This window comes from Vibrio sp. RE86 (genome assembly GCF_013114545.1).
Lineage (GTDB): Bacteria > Pseudomonadota > Gammaproteobacteria > Enterobacterales > Vibrionaceae > Vibrio.
The window spans coordinates 33,873-50,526 of the sequence record NZ_VTXI01000003.1 but is presented as its reverse complement, the minus strand read 5'-3'; the positions used below and the strand labels follow the sequence as shown (position 1 = coordinate 50,526).

The 16,654-nt window shown below is 45.4% G+C and carries 15 protein-coding genes; 7 read left to right on the top strand and 8 right to left on the bottom strand.

All coding sequences use genetic code 11. The features are described 5' to 3' along the window. Positions 1–40 precede the first annotated feature (40 nt). The 4 genes from dxs to F0231_RS21225 form a co-directional block, all read right to left on the bottom strand. Positions 41–1,906, bottom strand: a complete 1,866-nt coding sequence (dxs, locus tag F0231_RS04230; RefSeq protein WP_171758478.1) for a 1-deoxy-D-xylulose-5-phosphate synthase — start codon at positions 1,904–1,906, stop codon at positions 41–43. Between the two features lie 20 nt (positions 1,907–1,926). Then, entirely contained in the window at positions 1,927–2,811 is an 885-nt protein-coding gene (gene ispA, locus F0231_RS04225) for a (2E,6E)-farnesyl diphosphate synthase (protein ID WP_171758666.1), read from the bottom strand. Between the two features lie 21 nt (positions 2,812–2,832). Beyond that, a complete protein-coding gene (xseB, locus tag F0231_RS04220; protein WP_171758477.1) occupies positions 2,833–3,075 on the bottom strand; it encodes an exodeoxyribonuclease VII small subunit in 243 nt (80 codons plus the stop codon). 183 nt (positions 3,076–3,258) lie between these two features. Continuing rightward, positions 3,259–3,477, bottom strand: coding sequence for a hypothetical protein (locus F0231_RS21225; RefSeq protein ID WP_367613461.1), 219 nt, complete (start codon positions 3,475–3,477; stop codon positions 3,259–3,261). Here F0231_RS21225 and pomA point away from each other — a divergent pair. The 7 genes from pomA (at position 3,386) to rlmM (ending at position 10,208) form a co-directional block, all read left to right on the top strand. Next, complete coding sequence (gene pomA, locus F0231_RS04215; RefSeq protein ID WP_253825727.1) at positions 3,386–4,099, top strand: flagellar motor protein PomA; 714 nt, start codon at positions 3,386–3,388, stop codon at positions 4,097–4,099. The two genes, F0231_RS21225 and pomA, sit on opposite strands and share 92 nt — an antisense overlap. A 10-nt stretch (positions 4,100–4,109) precedes the next feature. Next, the gene (locus F0231_RS04210; RefSeq protein ID WP_171758475.1) at positions 4,110–5,051 is read left to right on the top strand and encodes a flagellar motor protein MotB; all 942 of its coding nucleotides are present in this window, start codon (positions 4,110–4,112) and stop codon (positions 5,049–5,051) included. 164 nt (positions 5,052–5,215) lie between these two features. Next, a complete protein-coding gene (gene thiI, locus F0231_RS04205) occupies positions 5,216–6,664 on the top strand; it encodes a tRNA uracil 4-sulfurtransferase ThiI (RefSeq protein WP_171758474.1) in 1,449 nt (482 codons plus the stop codon). Positions 6,665–7,204: 540 nt separating this feature from the next. Further along, positions 7,205–8,113: a transcriptional regulator GcvA gene (locus tag F0231_RS04200; protein ID WP_171758473.1), complete on the top strand. Its 909-nt coding sequence runs from the start codon at positions 7,205–7,207 to the stop codon at positions 8,111–8,113. Continuing rightward, the gene (locus tag F0231_RS04195; protein WP_171758472.1) at positions 8,106–8,732 is read left to right on the top strand and encodes an alpha/beta family hydrolase; all 627 of its coding nucleotides are present in this window, start codon (positions 8,106–8,108) and stop codon (positions 8,730–8,732) included. The genes F0231_RS04200 and F0231_RS04195 overlap by 8 nt, the downstream gene beginning before the upstream one ends. Further along, a complete protein-coding gene (locus F0231_RS04190) occupies positions 8,722–9,120 on the top strand; it encodes a DUF423 domain-containing protein (RefSeq protein ID WP_171758665.1) in 399 nt (132 codons plus the stop codon). The genes F0231_RS04195 and F0231_RS04190 overlap by 11 nt, the downstream gene beginning before the upstream one ends. Further along, positions 9,117–10,208, top strand: coding sequence for a 23S rRNA (cytidine(2498)-2'-O)-methyltransferase RlmM (gene rlmM, locus F0231_RS04185; protein WP_171758471.1), 1,092 nt, complete (start codon positions 9,117–9,119; stop codon positions 10,206–10,208). The genes F0231_RS04190 and rlmM overlap by 4 nt, the downstream gene beginning before the upstream one ends. Positions 10,209–10,270: 62 nt before the next feature. Here rlmM and xni read toward each other — a convergent pair whose 3' ends face one another. The 4 genes from xni to F0231_RS04165 form a co-directional block, all read right to left on the bottom strand. After that, entirely contained in the window at positions 10,271–11,047 is a 777-nt protein-coding gene (gene xni, locus F0231_RS04180; RefSeq protein WP_171758470.1) for a flap endonuclease Xni, read from the bottom strand. Positions 11,048–11,110: 63 nt separating this feature from the next. Next, positions 11,111–12,475, bottom strand: coding sequence for a nucleotide 5'-monophosphate nucleosidase PpnN (gene ppnN, locus F0231_RS04175; RefSeq protein ID WP_171758469.1), 1,365 nt, complete (start codon positions 12,473–12,475; stop codon positions 11,111–11,113). Positions 12,476–12,709: 234 nt separating this feature from the next. Further along, on the bottom strand, positions 12,710–14,275 hold the full coding sequence (locus F0231_RS04170) for a GGDEF domain-containing protein (protein WP_171758468.1): 1,566 nt from the start codon (positions 14,273–14,275) through the stop codon (positions 12,710–12,712). Between the two features lie 103 nt (positions 14,276–14,378). Then, positions 14,379–16,649 carry a lipopolysaccharide assembly protein LapB gene (locus F0231_RS04165; protein ID WP_171758467.1) on the bottom strand — a complete coding sequence of 757 codons (2,271 nt, stop codon included), beginning with the start codon at positions 16,647–16,649 and terminating at the stop codon, positions 14,379–14,381. Between the last annotated feature and the right edge of the window lie 5 nt (positions 16,650–16,654).

Here is a 16,654-nt window from a genome sequence, read left to right as displayed (position 1 = left end):
CTTAGACACAAAAAAGCCCTCGGTTGAGGGCTTTTTTCGTTTATTTGGCAAGGTACTCGCGAATCGAATTCTCAACGCCTGTGGCGTCAAGCCCGAGTTCTTTATGAAGCTCGTCTTGGGTGCCTTGTGCGATGAATCGATCTGGTAGGCCAAGATTGAGTACTGGCTTAAGGATTTTTTCCTTCATCATAAACTCAATCACACCTGCGCCAGCACCACCGGCAATGGCGTTTTCTTCTAGAGTCACAATCACATCGTGATCTGCAGCGATCTGCTTGACCAACTCTTCGTCAAGAGGCTTCACAAAACGCATATCGGCAACCGTCGCATTGAGTGATTCAGCGGCTTCTAATGCACTTCCTAGGAAGGTACCAAAGTTCAGAATCGCAACTTTCTCACCACTGCGCACAAGTCGACCTTTACCAATCTCAAGTGCCGTGAACTCTTGCTCGATGTCGGTACCCATACCTGTCCCACGAGGATAACGAACAGCGGATGGGCCGGTATGTTTGTGACCTGTATAGAGCATTTGGCGACATTCGTTCTCATCGCTTGGTGCCATGATCACCATGTTTGGAATGCAGCGCATGAAGCTAAGATCGAATGCACCTTGGTGAGTTTGACCGTCTGCACCAACAAGCCCTGCACGGTCAATAGCAAACATAACAGGCAAGTCCATAATCGCAATATCGTGGATCAGCTGATCGTAGCCACGTTGCAAGAACGTTGAGTAAATAGCAACGATTGGATTGTCACCAGCGATTGCCATACCTGTCGCAAGGGTGACTGCGTGCTGTTCTGCGATAGCAACGTCGAAGTATTGATCTGGGAACTCTTTAGAGAAACGAACCATACCTGAGCCTTCACGCATGGCTGGTGTGATTGCTCTCAGTTTTGGATCTTGAGCAGCCATATCGCATAGGAAGTCACCAAAGATCTTTGAGAAACTTGGTTTGCCTCCGCTGCTTTTCGGTAAAGAAGTATGGCTAGGGTCGAACTTAGGTACGCCATGATAGCCGATCGGATCTTTCTCCGCGGGCTCATAGCCTTTGCCTTTCTTCGTCATGATGTGAAGAAATTGCGGACCTTTAAGTTCACGCATGTTCTTCAGTGTCTTGACCAGTTCATTCACATCATGACCATCGACAGGACCAATGTAGTTAAAGCCAAGCTCTTCGAATAGAGTACCCGGTACCACCATGCCTTTGAGGTGCTCTTCAGTACGACGAACCAACTCTTTAATTGGTGGTACGCCCGACAGTACTTTTTTACCGCCTTCACGAATAGACGTGTAAAGGTTACCTGAAAGCACTTGCGCTAAATGGTTGTTCAGTGCGCCAACGTTTTCTGAAATCGACATTTCGTTGTCGTTTAGAATGACCAGCATATCTGGATGCACATCACCCGCGTGGTTCATCGCTTCGAAAGCCATACCAGCGGTAATTGCGCCATCGCCGATCACGCTGACTACTTTACGGTTCTTCCCTTCTTTGCCTGCGCTAATGGCCATGCCTAGACCTGCGCTGATCGAAGTTGAAGAGTGACCAACAGACAGTGTGTCGTACTCACTTTCTTCACGCCATGGGAATGGGTGAAGACCATCTTTTTGGCGAATGGTCGACATTTGGTCACGACGACCAGTCAAAATCTTATGAGGGTATGCTTGGTGGCCGACATCCCAAACTAATTGGTCAAACGGCGTATTGTAGACATAGTGAAGCGCTACAGTTAGCTCAACTGTGCCTAGTCCGGACGCAAGGTGTCCGCTAGATTGGCTCACAGAGTTGAGTAGATAGGTGCGTAATTCGTCACACAGTGTCGGTAGCACGTCCTTTGGAAGGCTACGCAGCTCATCAGGCGTATCTGCGAGAGCGAGTGTCGGATATTTTGAAATATCAAGAGTCATATAATTGCGCGCTTATTGTGTTAATTCTTGCGCTCGATGACATATCGGGCGAATTCTTCGAGTAACTCTGTATTGTATGGGATTGCTTCCAAAGCTTGAAGTGCTTCATTTAACAGAGTGTGAGCTTTGTTGATAGCTCCGTCTAATCCTAGCAGGGCAGGATAGGTACTTTTGTTTAATTCTTGGTCAGAACCCTGAGGTTTGCCCAGCGTTTCTGTATCACTAATGATATCAAGGATGTCATCTTGCACTTGGAATGCGAGACCAACTGCATCGGCATATTTATCAAGCAGATGCATCACCTCTAAGCCTTTTTCTCCCGCTGCCAGAGCGCCGAGACGAATGGCTGATTTCATCAATGCGCCAGTTTTATTGCGATGGATTTCTTCTAGTTCTTGCAGTGAAACGGCTTTATTTTCAGCGGCTAGATCGAGCGCCTGACCCATACACATGCCGTTGGCGCCAGAGGCATCGGCCAGCACTTTTACCATTTTAATACGGTTGATTTCAGCGTTTGGATTTAACTCACCATCAGCCAAAATAGTAAACGCTAAGGTTTGCAGCGCGTCGCCGGTTAAGATAGCGGTCGCTTCATCAAATTTTACGTGGCAAGTTGGTTGGCCGCGACGAAGCTCATCGTCATCCATTGCTGGAAGATCATCATGAATTAATGAATAGGCGTGAATGCATTCAACTGCTGAAGCTGGGGTATCAAGGTCTTTGACGTCACAGCCTAGCATTTGACCGGTAATGTAGACCAAAAATGGACGAGCACGTTTACCACCAAGTAATAAGCCATAACGCATCGCTTCGATAAGCGGAAGGTTCTGGTGTGGCAGTGCCTGCAGCCAATTTTCAAGCTGCGCATTGTTTCGTTGCTGAAATGAGGTTAATGCCTCTTGCATAACAGACATAATCTAAATCAATTACTCAGGCTGGCCATCAAAGTCACTCAGTGGCGACTCATCATCATTTTGTAACAAGATGCTGACGCGCTGTTCAGCATCACTTAATTTGGTTTGCCCTGCACGAGCAAGTGCAATGCCACGCTCAAACTTTTTCAGCGCATCATCTAATGCTAAATCACCATTTTCGAGGTTTTCTACGATGACATCGAGTTCATCAATGGTGGCCTCAAAGGTCATGTTTTCAGGTTTCTTGCTCGCCATAACTATTCTACGTTGACAAAGATGCACGAAAGTTACCTTAGCGGCTTATGATGGTCAAATTTAACCGAGCAAAATTGTCAGAAAAATCGAGCTAAAACAGCCGCTCTTGGGGTGAGCATTACTTTATATGGATATCTGTCTGACTCACGGCGACTAAGCATCGACATTTATGTGAATACAGTATCAATAAAAAACTAAAGATCTGAACAGGTTGCCGATATACTTTGATAGAAGCTCAAAATAGCATGAGGAGTGCTTTGTGGATTTAGCAACGCTGGTAGGACTGATTGGCGGTTTCGCTTTCGTTATCATGGCGATGATACTGGGCGGAAGCATCATGATGTTTATCGATGTAACGTCGATTCTTATCGTAGTTGGTGGCTCGATTTTCGTGGTGTTGATGAAATTCACGATGGGGCAATTTTTCGGTGCAGCAAAAATTGCTGGTAAAGCATTTATGTTTAAAGCGGATGAGCCTGAAGATCTGATTGCGAAAGTGGTTGAAATGGCAGACGCAGCTCGTAAAGGTGGTTTCCTTGCTCTAGAAGAGATGGAAATTACCAATGGCTTTATGCAGAAAGGCATCGACCTATTGGTGGATGGCCATGACGCCGACGTCGTACGAGCGGCTCTACAGAAAGACATTGTGTTAACCGATGAGCGACACGACTTTGGCGCTAGTGTGTTTAGGGCCTTCGGTGACGTTGCACCTGCGATGGGTATGATCGGTACACTGGTTGGTCTGGTTGCCATGCTTTCAAACATGGATGACCCAAAAGCGATCGGTCCCGCGATGGCGGTAGCACTCTTAACCACTCTGTATGGTGCGATCTTATCTAACATGGTGTTCTTCCCTATTGCTGACAAACTGTCTCTGCGCCGTGAGCAAGAAAAACTCAACCGCCGTTTGGTTATGGATGGCGTGCTTGCAATTCAAGATGGCCAAAACCCTCGTGTTATTGATAGTTACCTGAAGAATTACCTAAATGAAGGTAAACGCGCTCTTGACGTAGATAACGAGTAAGGTCGAAGGTATGGAAGAAGAACAACCCAAATGTCCGCCCCCTGGCCTTCCGCTTTGGATGGGGACCTTTGCCGACTTGATGTCTCTGCTGATGTGTTTCTTCGTACTTCTGCTTTCTTTCTCAGAAATGGATGTACTGAAGTTTAAACAGATTGCTGGTTCAATGAAGTTTGCGTTTGGTGTTCAAAACCGTTTGGAAGTAAAAGACATTCCCAAAGGTACCAGTATTATCGCACAAGAGTTCCGTCCGGGGCGCCCTGAGCCGACGCCGATTGATGTCATCATGCAGCAGACTATCGACATTACTCAGCAAACCTTAGAGTTTCATGAAGGAGAATCCGACCGTGCCGGTGGTACACAGCGCGATGAAGGTAAGCTGACGGGGGGACAATCCCCTGATACCTCAACGCAGAACAATCAGAATTCCGAGTCAGATAGCGAGCAAGATCAGTCGGCAGAAATGTCTCAAGAGCTTGAAACCTTAATGGAGAGCATTAAGAAAGCCCTTGAGCGAGAGATTGAGATGGGCGCGATTGAAGTTGAAAACCTCGGTCAGCAAATTGATATTCGAATTCGTGAGAAAGGTGCTTTCCCAGAAGGTTCTGCCTTCTTACAACCAAAGTTTAGACCGCTCGTACGCCAAATAGCAGACTTAGTAAAAGATATCCCAGGCGTTATTCGTGTATCTGGTCATACCGACAATCAGCGTATTGATTCTGAGCTATACCGCTCCAACTGGGACCTTTCTGCTCAGCGTGCGGTGTCGGTTGCACAAGAGATGGAAAGAGTCCGTGGCTTTGACCATCAACGCCTCCAAGTTAGGGGGATGGCCGATACTGACCCACTAGGTCCGAACGATACGGAAGCTCAGCGTTCACGAAATCGCCGTGTGGAGATCAGTATAATGCAGGGTGAGGCACTACAAAGTGACGAAGTACGCGTCGTGCAGTAGTCAAGCAAGTAGAAAAAGACGAGCTTAAACGCTCGTCTTTTTTATGGTCATTCATTCATGTATAATCTTGCGCCCTTAGAGATTAACTCAATGTAGAGTGAGCGGCTGGCTATGCTTCGCCGTATGTAATCTGCGAATCTATTTAACTTGTTGTGAAGTGAATTATGAAATTTATCGTAAAGCCCCATCCAGAAATTTTTGTAAAAAGTGAGTCGGTGCGTAAGCGCTTCACAAAGATTCTTGAATGTAATATTCGCAACATCGTCAAGAGCCGTACTGAGTCTGTTGCGGTATTCAACCGTCGTGACCACATTGAGGTGACGTCGGAATCTGACGAGTTCTACAATGAGACTCTAGAGGTTCTAACGCATACGCCAGGTATCCACCACGTACTTGACGTACAACAGTCAGACTTTAAAGACCTGCATGATATCTATGAGCAGGTACTAGAACTAAACCGTCCTAGATTGGAAGGTAAGACGTTTGTAGTACGTGCGAAGCGTCGTGGTAAGCATGACTTCACTTCAATCGAGCTAGAGCGCTACGTGGGTGGTGGTCTGAACCAAGCGGTTGAAAGTGCGAGCGTTAAGCTGAAGAACCCAGATGTAACGGTAAACGTTGAAGTAACAAACGAGAAACTTAACCAAGTTATCGGACGTTACAAAGGTCTAGGCGGATTCCCTCTAGGCACACAAGAAGACGTACTAAGCCTGATCTCTGGTGGTTTCGATTCAGGTGTATCTAGCTACTTACACATCAAACGTGGTTCGAAAGTACATTACTGCTTCTTTAACCTAGGTGGTCCTGCGCACGAAATTGGTGTTAAACAGGTTTCTCACTACCTATGGAACAAGTACGGTTCATCTGCCAAGGTGCGCTTTATCTCAGTAGACTTCGAACCTGTTGTGGCTGAAATCCTTGAGAAAGTTGATGATGGCCAAATGGGCGTTATCTTGAAGCGTATGTTTATGCGCGCGGCTGGTATGGTTGCGAACAAATTCAAGATTGAAGCGTTGGTGACAGGTGAGGCACTTGGTCAGGTATCAAGCCAGACGCTAACCAACTTGCGCCACATTGATGGTGTGACTGACTCTTTGATTCTTCGTCCTCTGATCAACTGGGACAAAGAAGACATCATTAACCTTGCTCGCGACATTGGTACAGAAGATTTTGCCAAAACAATGCCAGAGTATTGTGGTGTGATTTCTAAAAAGCCAACTGTTAAAGCGGTGAAGAAGCGATTAGAAGCGGAAGAAGAGAAATTCAACTTCGAGATTCTAGAACAAGTGGTACAAGATGCACGAGTGATGGACATTCGTGATATCGCTAAAGAGACGGAAAAAGCGGCTCCAGAAGTCGAGCAGGTTCAAGCAGTAGAAGAGCATGCAATTGTTCTTGATATCCGTAGTCCAGAAGAGGAAGACGATAACCCATTAGAGATTGATGGTGTTGAAGTTAAGCATATTCCTTTCTTCAAGCTAGGCACGCAGTTTGGTGACTTAGACCAGTCTAAAACTTACCTACTGTATTGTGACCGCGGTGTGATGAGCCGTCTCCAGGCTTTATACCTACAAGAGCAAGGCTTCAATAACGTGAAGGTTTACCGCCCATAACGTTAAGTTGTTTGTAAACACTGAAAGCGCAAATCGTTAAATCGGTTTGCGCTTTTTTATTGTCTGAAATACCAACCGGGATAAATAGATGATCAGATAATTGCGCAGGAAAAATCGCTTAGAGCAAGGCATAGATTGCAGCTAGCTAGTTGAACTACCTACAAAATCTATAACGATGCTATCAGCGATTTTAACCAGCAAGAATGACCAGATATTTATTCTGGTTGGTATAACTTGCTTGAGACATAAAAAAACACCGCCATATAGGCGGTGCTAAAAAATTTGACAGACAGGTCAAAATAAATACAGGAAGTATATGTTTCGTTTCACTTGGAAACAAAACTGGTAGAAACCTACCGAACTCGAAATACGAGTTTGCAAACACAACATCGCAGTGAGAGGTCAATTGATTCAAAAGGGAATCAAGCCGTTCTGACTTCTCGCTGCGGTGTGAAATATAGAATTTCTCTGGTCGTCAGGCAATGGACATTTTATAATGTTTCAGATAAAAAAAACTAATCTATTTTATATAAGGCTACTATGTCTAGAAGATTGCCACCTTTGAACTCTTTAAAAGTGTTTGAAGCTGCAGCTCGCCACCTGAGTTTTACTCGTGCGGCAGAAGAGCTGTTTGTTACTCAGGCTGCCGTCAGTCACCAGATCAAAGCACTTGAAGAGTTCCTCGGCTTAAAACTATTTCGACGCAGAAATCGCTCGCTTCTTCTTACTGAAGAGGGGCAGAGCTACTTTCTTGATATAAAGGATATTTTTACATCCCTAGCAGAAGCTACTGATAAAGTTCTTGAACGTAGTGAGAAAGGGGCGTTAACGATCAGCTTGCCGCCTAGTTTTGCTATTCAATGGTTGGTGCCACGCCTCGCTGATTTTAACCAGCAAGAGCCTGATATTGATGTCCGTATTAAAGCGGTCGATATGGATGAAGGTTCTTTGACTGATGATGTGGATGTGGCTATATACTACGGCCGTGGCAATTGGCCGGGTTTGCGTGCGGATAAGCTGTACCAAGAGTTCTTGATTCCACTCTGTTCACCTTCGTTACTTTTAGGCAACAAACCATTAGAAACTCTAAGTGACTTGAAACAACATACCTTGCTGCATGATACCTCGCGTAAAGATTGGAAACAGTTTGCTAAGCAAAATGGTATTGAGGGAGTGAATGTCAACCACGGGCCAATCTTCAGTCACTCAACCATGGTGCTTCAAGCGGCAGCACACGGTCAGGGCGTCGCATTGGGTAACAATGTACTTGCGCAGCCTGAGATGGAAGCTGGGCGACTCATTGCCCCGTTTGACGAGGTACTTTTATCGAAGAATGCGTTTTACGTGGTATGCCATGACAAACAAGCAGACATGGGCCGTATCGCCACCTTCCGAGATTGGATGTTAGCGAAAGCTCAAAGTGAGCAAGAGGAACTTCTTGATGACTGATTACCTGATTGATGGTGAAAATGGAAACCCACTGTTTATTTTTGCACACGGCGCGGGTGCGGGCATGGATCATGCGTTTATGGAGTCGGTCGCAAAAGGGTTAGCAACGAAAGGAATTCAAGTTGTTCGTTTTAACTTCCCTTACATGGTGAAGCGTGCTGAAGACGGCAAAAAACGCCCGCCAGACAGAGCGCCTAAGTTGCTTGATGCTTACCAAGCCGTTATAGAAGAGTTCTCCTCACAAGGCCCTATAGTCATTGGTGGTAAGTCGATGGGAGGCCGTATGTCCAGCCTTTCAGCAGACAATGAGTATGTTGCAGGTATAGCGTGTTTAGGTTTTCCTTTTCATCCACCAGGCAAGCCAGAGAACTTCAAAGGAGACCATCTGGCTGAATTAACCAAACCAACTCTCATTCTTCAAGGCGAACGAGATACATTCGGAAAACGTGAAGAGTTTGAAGGCTTTACTTTGTCGAGTTCAGTGTCCGTTGAATTTGTTCCAGATGGCGATCATAGCTTTAAGCCGCGTAAGAAATCTGGGCATACCGAGGAAGGTAATATTGCTTTGGCGGTTGACCATTTAGCTCAGTTCATTTTTGAGGTGTATGGTGAAAAGTAAACACTTACTTGCGATTGGTGGGCTTTTCTCTGGGCTAGGTGTGGCGTTGGGTGCATTTGCGGCTCATGGCTTAAAGAAGGTTTTATCACCGTATCTGATTGAGGTATTTAACACAGGTGTTCAATACCAATTTATTCACGCCATCGCGATTTTGCTCTGTGGTCTCTTGCTTCAACAGAAATTGTCGGATAAGTCACAAAAATATTTCGCCCTAGCTGCAATTTGCTTTATCATCGGCATCTTTTGTTTTAGCGGCAGTCTCTATGCGCTCGCGATAACGGGGATCAAGTGGTTTGGTCCAATTACTCCTTTAGGTGGAGTAACGTTTATGCTGGGGTGGGGGTTGTTTGTTTATGCAGCACTACAGACTAAAGAGGTAAATCAGTGAAACAGTTAATGCTCTACTGCCGTAGCGGCTTTGAAAAAGAGTGTGCAGGTGAAATTCAAGATCGTGCAACTCAACTAGAAGTATTCGGTTTTCCTCGTGTAAAAAGAAACAGCGGCTATGTTATTTTTGAATGTTACCAAGACGGTGATGCTCAAAAGCTTGTCAAAGAGCTCGATTTTAAGTCTCTGATCTTTGCTCGCCAAATCTTTGCTGTTGCTGCTGAAATTCAAGAGCTTCCTAGAGAAGACCGTATTTCGCCAATTCTTCATGATTTAAGCTTTGTTGAGTCTATGCCGCGCTGTGGTGATCTTCGTATCGAAACACCGGATACCAACGAAGCGAAAGAACTTCTCAAGTTCTGCCGTAAGTTCACGGTTCCAATGCGTCAGGCATTACGTGGTAAAGAGATCTTGTTCCCGAAAGATAGCCCGAAAAAACCAGTGCTGCATATCTGTTTTGTTGGGCCTACTCACTGTTTCATTGGTTACTCTTTGCCGAGTAACAACTCACAGTTCTTTATGGGGATCCCTCGATTGAAATTCCCAGCGGATGCACCTAGTCGTTCAACTCTGAAACTGGAAGAAGCTTTCCATGTATTCATTCCTCGTGAAGAGTGGGATGAGCGTCTTGCTGCGGGCATGTGGGGTGTTGACCTTGGTGCGTGTCCTGGTGGTTGGACTTATCAATTGGTGAAACGTTCGATGTTTGTTCACTCAGTCGATAACGGCATGATGGCAGACAGTCTAATGGATACTGGTCAGGTGAAGCACCACCAAGAAGATGGTTTCAAATTTGAACCAGCACGTAAGAACGTGACTTGGTTGGTTTGTGACATGATTGAGAAGCCATCACGTGTGGCTCAGTTGATGGGTGAATGGATCATCAGCGGTTGGGCTAAAGAAGCGATCTTTAACCTCAAGTTGCCAATGAAAGGCCGATACGACGAAGTATTGGAAGATATTGAGAACCTGAAATTGTTCATGATTGAAAACGGTGTGAAGTTTAAGCTGCAAGCTAAGCATCTATATCACGACCGTGAAGAGATTACTGTCCACGTTCAGTGTTTATCGAACATTTCGCCGCGTTAATACAATGTGCGAATGACTAATAAAAAGGGTTGGCTTAGTGCCAACCCTTTTTGTTCTATTGGTTATTCATTGGGCCCATTGAAGCGTAAGTCTTGCAGGTTAAACCCAAGCTCGATGTCGGTCTTCAGCGCGGATATCAACTTACATTTGCGTGCTGACTCAATATGCTCATCAAACTTTTTTCGGTATTTAGACGCGAGTTCATCGCTCACATACGCCTGTTCGATGTCGTTATATTGGGTCAGAATCTCTTTCGCGGCTTTTGGACCTACCCCTGGAATACCTGGAACTTGACTCGAACTCACACCAGTTAACCCCCAGTAATCCGCGAGCTGGTTAGATTTCACACCAAACTCTTTTTCAATGAAAGGTTCATCTAACCAACGATGCTGGAAATAGTCTCTAATTTGTAAGGTCGGTGAAAGTAACTGACAGTACCCCTTATCGGTAGAGATGATGGTGACCTTCTCATTGTGGCTCGCTACCTTCATAGCAAGTGTCGCGACCAAATCATCCGCTTCATCCCCATCGGACAACAGAGAGTCGATGCCCAGTTTCCACCACGCATCTTGAATGGACTCTAGCCCCTGCATCAGAGGTTCAGGCATCGGCTTACGGTTTTGCTTGTACTCGGGCAGAACCTCCGCGCGCCAGCCTCGTTCTTGGAGGTGGTGATCAAATACGGCGATAATGTGTGTTGGCTGCGATTCTGACAGAATTCGGTTCAGCGTGCGCGAAGTCGTTGTGATGGTTCTTGCTATATCGGAAGGATCTGGCTGAGCCGAATGAACTCGGCGGATAAGGTTTAATGCATCGATAATAACAAGATGGATAGACATAAAAATCAAATAATAAGGGCACGAGGCCCTTATTGTATAGCATGAGAGAGAGAATACTAGCCGCTAGCTGGTGGTCTTAATTTGGTAGCACGGTTCGTAAGCGGTTCCTCCTGGGAGTTTCATACGATCTTGTGCGACGAAGTCTTTCAGTAGCTTGTCCATCTTCTTCATTAACTCAATGTCACCATCAAGAATGAACGGCCCGTGGCGTTCTATTTCATGAATGCCTTCTGCTTTCACATTACCTGCGACAATACCAGAGAAGGCTTGACGAAGCGACGCTGCCAAGTTTTCTGGTCGTTGATTTAGGTGGAGGTCCAAACTTGCCATGTTGTCATGAGTTGGGTCGAACGGAAGTTGAAACTCAGGTTCAATTTTCAGTGACCAGTTAAAGCTATAGGCATCCCCAGTATCTTTACGATATTGGCGTACATCGGCCATGCTTTGTTTCATGATCTGAGCAACACGCGCTGGGTCATCAACCACGATCTCATAGTGCTTTTGAGCCTCTTCGCCCAAGGTATCACCAATGAATCGGTCGATGGAGCGGAAATATTCTTCGCTCTCTTTCGGACCGGTTAATACGATCGGTAAAGGTTGGTCTGAATTTTCAGGATGCATCATGATGCCAAGGATGTAGAGCAGCTCTTCTGCAGTGCCGGCACCACCTGGGAAAATCACAATACCATGGGCCATACGAACAAAGGCTTCAAGACGTTTTTCAATGTCCGGCATGATCACAAGTTCGTTGACGATTGGGTTTGGTGGCTCAGCGGCAATGATGGAGGGTTCGGTGAGGCCGAGATAGCGCTGCTCGTAGTAACGCTGTTTTGCGTGACCAATCGCAGCACCTTTCATTGGTCCTTCCATTGCGCCAGGACCACAACCTGTACAGATGTTCATTTCACGAAGGCCAAGTTCGTTGCCGACCTCACGGGTATACTGATACTCGGTAGCATTGATTGAGTGGCCGCCCCAGCAAACGACAAGGTTTGGTTCAATACCAGGAGTGAGTGCGCCTGCATTGCGTAAAATACCAAATACAAGGTTGGTGATGTGAGAAGCATTGGTTAGATTCAGGCGCTGATTATCTGCTAAATGCATGTTCACATAGACGATATCACGTAGTACAGAAAACAGGTGTTCTTGAATGCCTTTGATAATTTCGCCATCGACAAACGCGTGATCAGGTGCGTTGTGCAGCTCTAGCTTGATGCCTCGTTCACGGCGAACGACATTGACATCAAACGACTTGTATTTGTCCAATAGTTCTTTTGAGTTATCGGTGTGACTACCTGAGTTCAATACCGCGAGAGTACAGTTACGGTATAGCTGATACAGATCACTAGCAGCAGTTTTTTTAAGGCGCTCAACTTCGAGTTGAGAGAGCAGATCCATACTACCTGCAGGGCTGATGTGTGTGATCATGGTGACCTCCTTGACGAAAGCGACACTCGAAAAGAGCGAAGCGTCATAGTTATTATTTTCCTGCCAATGCCTAGCTACAAACAGAAATACGAAAAGGCAGTGGTTTATTAAGCTTAGCAGGTTTTGTTTAAGAGGGAAGCTAACTAACTGATATATAAAGGGGAGTCACAAAACCGTGTTGTAACGCATCTAAATGTTGGCTTTTTGAGTTAAGAGAGGAGAGAGCAGTGTGGCCTAGCGCCACACTAACTGATTTTTGCCGATATTTTTTGCTTCGTTTAAGCACAGGTTTAAACGCTCTAAGACTTCTTCAGGTGTGTCAGAATCTTTAAATGCGGTACTTGCAGCAGAAAGCGTGATTTTAAGGTTACGATCGCGGAATTTAAACGGCAGTTGAGAGACTTGCTCTTGAATCAGTTTGATCAAATTGAACGCATCGCTGTCCGCCACTTCAGGTAGTAGCAGAATAAATTCTTCGCCTGAGAAGCGTGCAACGGTGTCGGTATCTTTCAGCTCTTTCTTGATGGTACGAGCGATGATCTTCAGTGCCTTGTCACCGGCGGTATAGCCAAAACTGTCGTTGATCGCTTTAAAGCCATCAATATCAAGAATAACGATACGAAGGGTATGTTGAGATCGAATCCAGCGTCGATACTCTAGCTCTAGTCGATCACCAAATGCGGCTCTGTTATAGACCTTAGTCAACGGATCAAGCAACATTCGTTGAGCTTGATCTTCAAGGCGGCGACGATAATCTTGTGTGACCTCAAACAGCGCTTCCAACTGGTTCTTTCCATAACTCATACGTTCAATTAACGCTTGCTCACGCTGCTCTGCGTGTTTTAAACGTTCTGACAACGAACTGAGTTGATCAAGGAGCGGATTTACTTGGCCTTTAAGAGTGTCAAGGTCGTTGGCGTTCGTGACCTTTTCTTGTGTGCTATTCAGTAATTCGGTTAGTTCGACATTCATCTCTTGTCGATGGTCAAAATAGCTCTGGGACTGTTGAGTATTTTGCGCTGAACTTTTCAATGAAGAAGAGAGAGAGGAATTTACTTGTTCAAGAAACTGTTCCGAAGTCTTGCGTTCGTGATGCGTACCTTCAATGACCAGCTTCAATGTATCGAGCGTTAGTTCAAGCAAATTGTGGCTGCTTACTCCAACCAGTAACTTAGCTCGAATATCTGCGAGCAACTCACCTGATTCACCTTCAAAGTCGAGCTCGGTAATAAGATGTTGGAGCTCTTCTGATAATCTCAGTTGTAACTCGCGATCGGCACTGCTCGCAACTTGGTTAACGCTGTATTCAGGGTTTGAAGTAATGATCTTTACGGAACGTTCATAGAGGCTAAGCAGGCGCATGGCTTGCTCTGCTTTTGGGTGCTTTAGGCCGTTGGAATAGCTGAGGAGATCGCGAAGATCGCGTTTGATTTTCGCAGGCAAGCCCGTCAAGCGCAGAAGTGTTTCCCCACTGCTCTTAACTTGGGTATCTAAGTGTTCGGTTTGCTTATCCATAGCCAAGCCTTGTTGTTTAAGCAAGCGCTCTAATACCGCGAGTTTGGGTATCAGTGTACTAACGTCTTGCTGCTGCTCTATAGCTTGTTTTAGTTCCGTTAAACCCGCTTGAAGTCGTGGGTTTTCACTTTTATAGGCGCTAGTCAGCGATGCAATAATGCGCTGAAGTACCTTCTGTTCTCTTTTAAATTTGAACGAGGTATCCCTTTGTGTCAATCGAACTTGTTCCAATTGAGATTTCAGGTTGTGCAGCTGTAACTGAAGATCTTGTTCGAGAACGCCCATGAAATATAGTCTTAAAGATATAATCTACTTCTATTTATGAATCTGTAGATAATATCAAATAAATCTCGGGCGTCACGGTTTAGTACGTTTGATTGATGCGCTTTTACTCATCTTTTAATAGTTTTTTGATGCTGTCCTCATTCTTGAACGAAGAGTGTACTTTTATTAACCCTTGGTTAATGGAATGCTTACAAGCCTTGCGGATATTACCTGTTGCCAAACTTGCCGCAGGTGCATTCTCTATCGCTTTCAAATAAACCCACTGGCTTGAGTGTTCTTTCATACTTAATGTGCGAGCGGTACTGGTTGACATCAGTAGCACATCAATTAGTTCCTTATCATTAACTGCCGTGTAAGCCCTAGGTAGGAACGGGTAGTCCGCCATACCAATACGAATGATTCGGTTGAGAATACGTTCTGGCTCAAATTCCATGATCCATTGCTGCACTTTTTCAAACAGCTGTTCTGGATCTGTATTCTGTTCACTATTTGGCTCAATGTAGAGTAGGTTCGCGTCTGAGAAATGGTAAATACGAGCAGGGTGATCGACTTTCTGTTTTAGATAATCGCCAAACTCACGCTCTAATTTTAGTCCCGCTTGGTATCCGTGTTGGAGGTACATATTTCTCAAGAATGGAATGTCGATCATCACGAAGCGTAAGCGATCATTCAGTGGCTCATGGATCAACTCACCGACATGCCACTTTTCAAACTTATGGCTACTCTCCTCCAAAGACGCAGGCAGTTTTGCGTTCAGCATTCGTAGATTTTTTAACCCAGAACGAGAGTGCGTGAAAAGGTCATCGTTAAGAATCTCGAGCTCATTCTTCTGCACATTGATGACATGCCCACGACGCAATAAGAAGATAAAGAGCAGAGCAGACAAAATGAACAGTGTCAGGGTTATCTTTTGGAACTTACGGTATTCAGTGTACGTGTCTTCCAGCTCTTCTTGCTGGCCACTCAGGTGGAGGCTTTGCTCAACAAAATCTTTTTGCTGACGGAACGCATCTTCACTGAGCAGATCAAGTTCTTGCTGCTGGATAACGGACAGTGAGTTGTAGTGTTCGAGATACTCTAGTGCAAGCTTGTACTCGCCGTTGAGTTCGTAACCTAAATACAGTAAGAAGTAGGCCGATTTTTGAGTGCGAAGATCTTGGGTCTTCTGAGCAATCTCCAGAGCTTTACGTGCGTTAGTTAGCACTTGCTCTGGTTCATGTTTGTGTTTCGCTAACCCCGCTTCAAGTAGTAAGGCATACGCCTCCAACCGTGGAATGTTGGCGTAATCTAACAGCTCTCTCGCTCGATCTAGGTACTGTTCAGCAAGAGTATAGTTAACTAGCTTCAAATAGGTTGCGGCAAGAGAGATACGAATATCGATAACACTCTCGATATTGTTTTGCATTCGCTCATGATCCATCGCATTGAAGTAGTGAACAAGCGCAAGGTTGTACTTGTTTTGGTGATAGTAGATATCACCCATACGCTTTAATATCGGCGCTAGCGTCGGGGAGTTCTCATAGTTATCGTAAAAGTCAGCCGCCTGAGAAAAGTGGTCATTGGCTTTGTCGAGCACTCGGCGGTCATAGAACAGTTGGCCTAGTAGTCGATTGACTTCCGCTAGCTGTCGAGCAGAATCGGATTCAATGGCTTTCCAATAACTGATCAAAAGCTCAGACAATGCGCGGTTGTATTTTTTGTTGTTGAGTAAATGCTTACCAACCGTTGTGTGATACTCAATCAAGGTATGAGTCGACTTGGCGCTATCGACGAAAGGTTTTGCGTCAAGGTAGAGCTTATTAGCGAGGTCCAATTCCCCTTCTGCTGAGGCAATGTCCGCCTTGAGCATGGTGATTTTGTATTCCAGACCACGGGCAATAAGTTGAGGATTGGATACTTTAACAAAGCTGCTTTCGATCTCTTGAATTTTTTCGCGTGCAACAATTGCGTTGTTATCAATCAGCCAAGATAGTCGCGCGGCAATCAGTTTAATATCAATTTGTAGATAGGGCAGCTTGTAGGTTTCAGCAAGCTTTAACGCTTCTGCCAAATGACGTAACGCACTCCGTTTGCTACCAAGATTAAACTCGGCACGTGCCAAAATGCGTAAGGCATCAATGGTTCCGCCTGGCGTTCTGGTGCGGGTGTCTGTTTCATCACGCGAAATCGAAGAAGGGCTCTTCTCTGTTTTGTCAGATAAAGTACGCTGAACGAGATAGTTAGACGCCAATTGTTTGGCCTGTGTAGGTACGATGTCCACAAGACTGTTTGCTTCATTGAGCACTGCAGATGAGTAGATCGTACTGGCCATCAAAGGTGATGACAGCATCAGCAACAGAGTACCTAAAATGCGTTGCCAGCGTACTTTAATCATGGTGA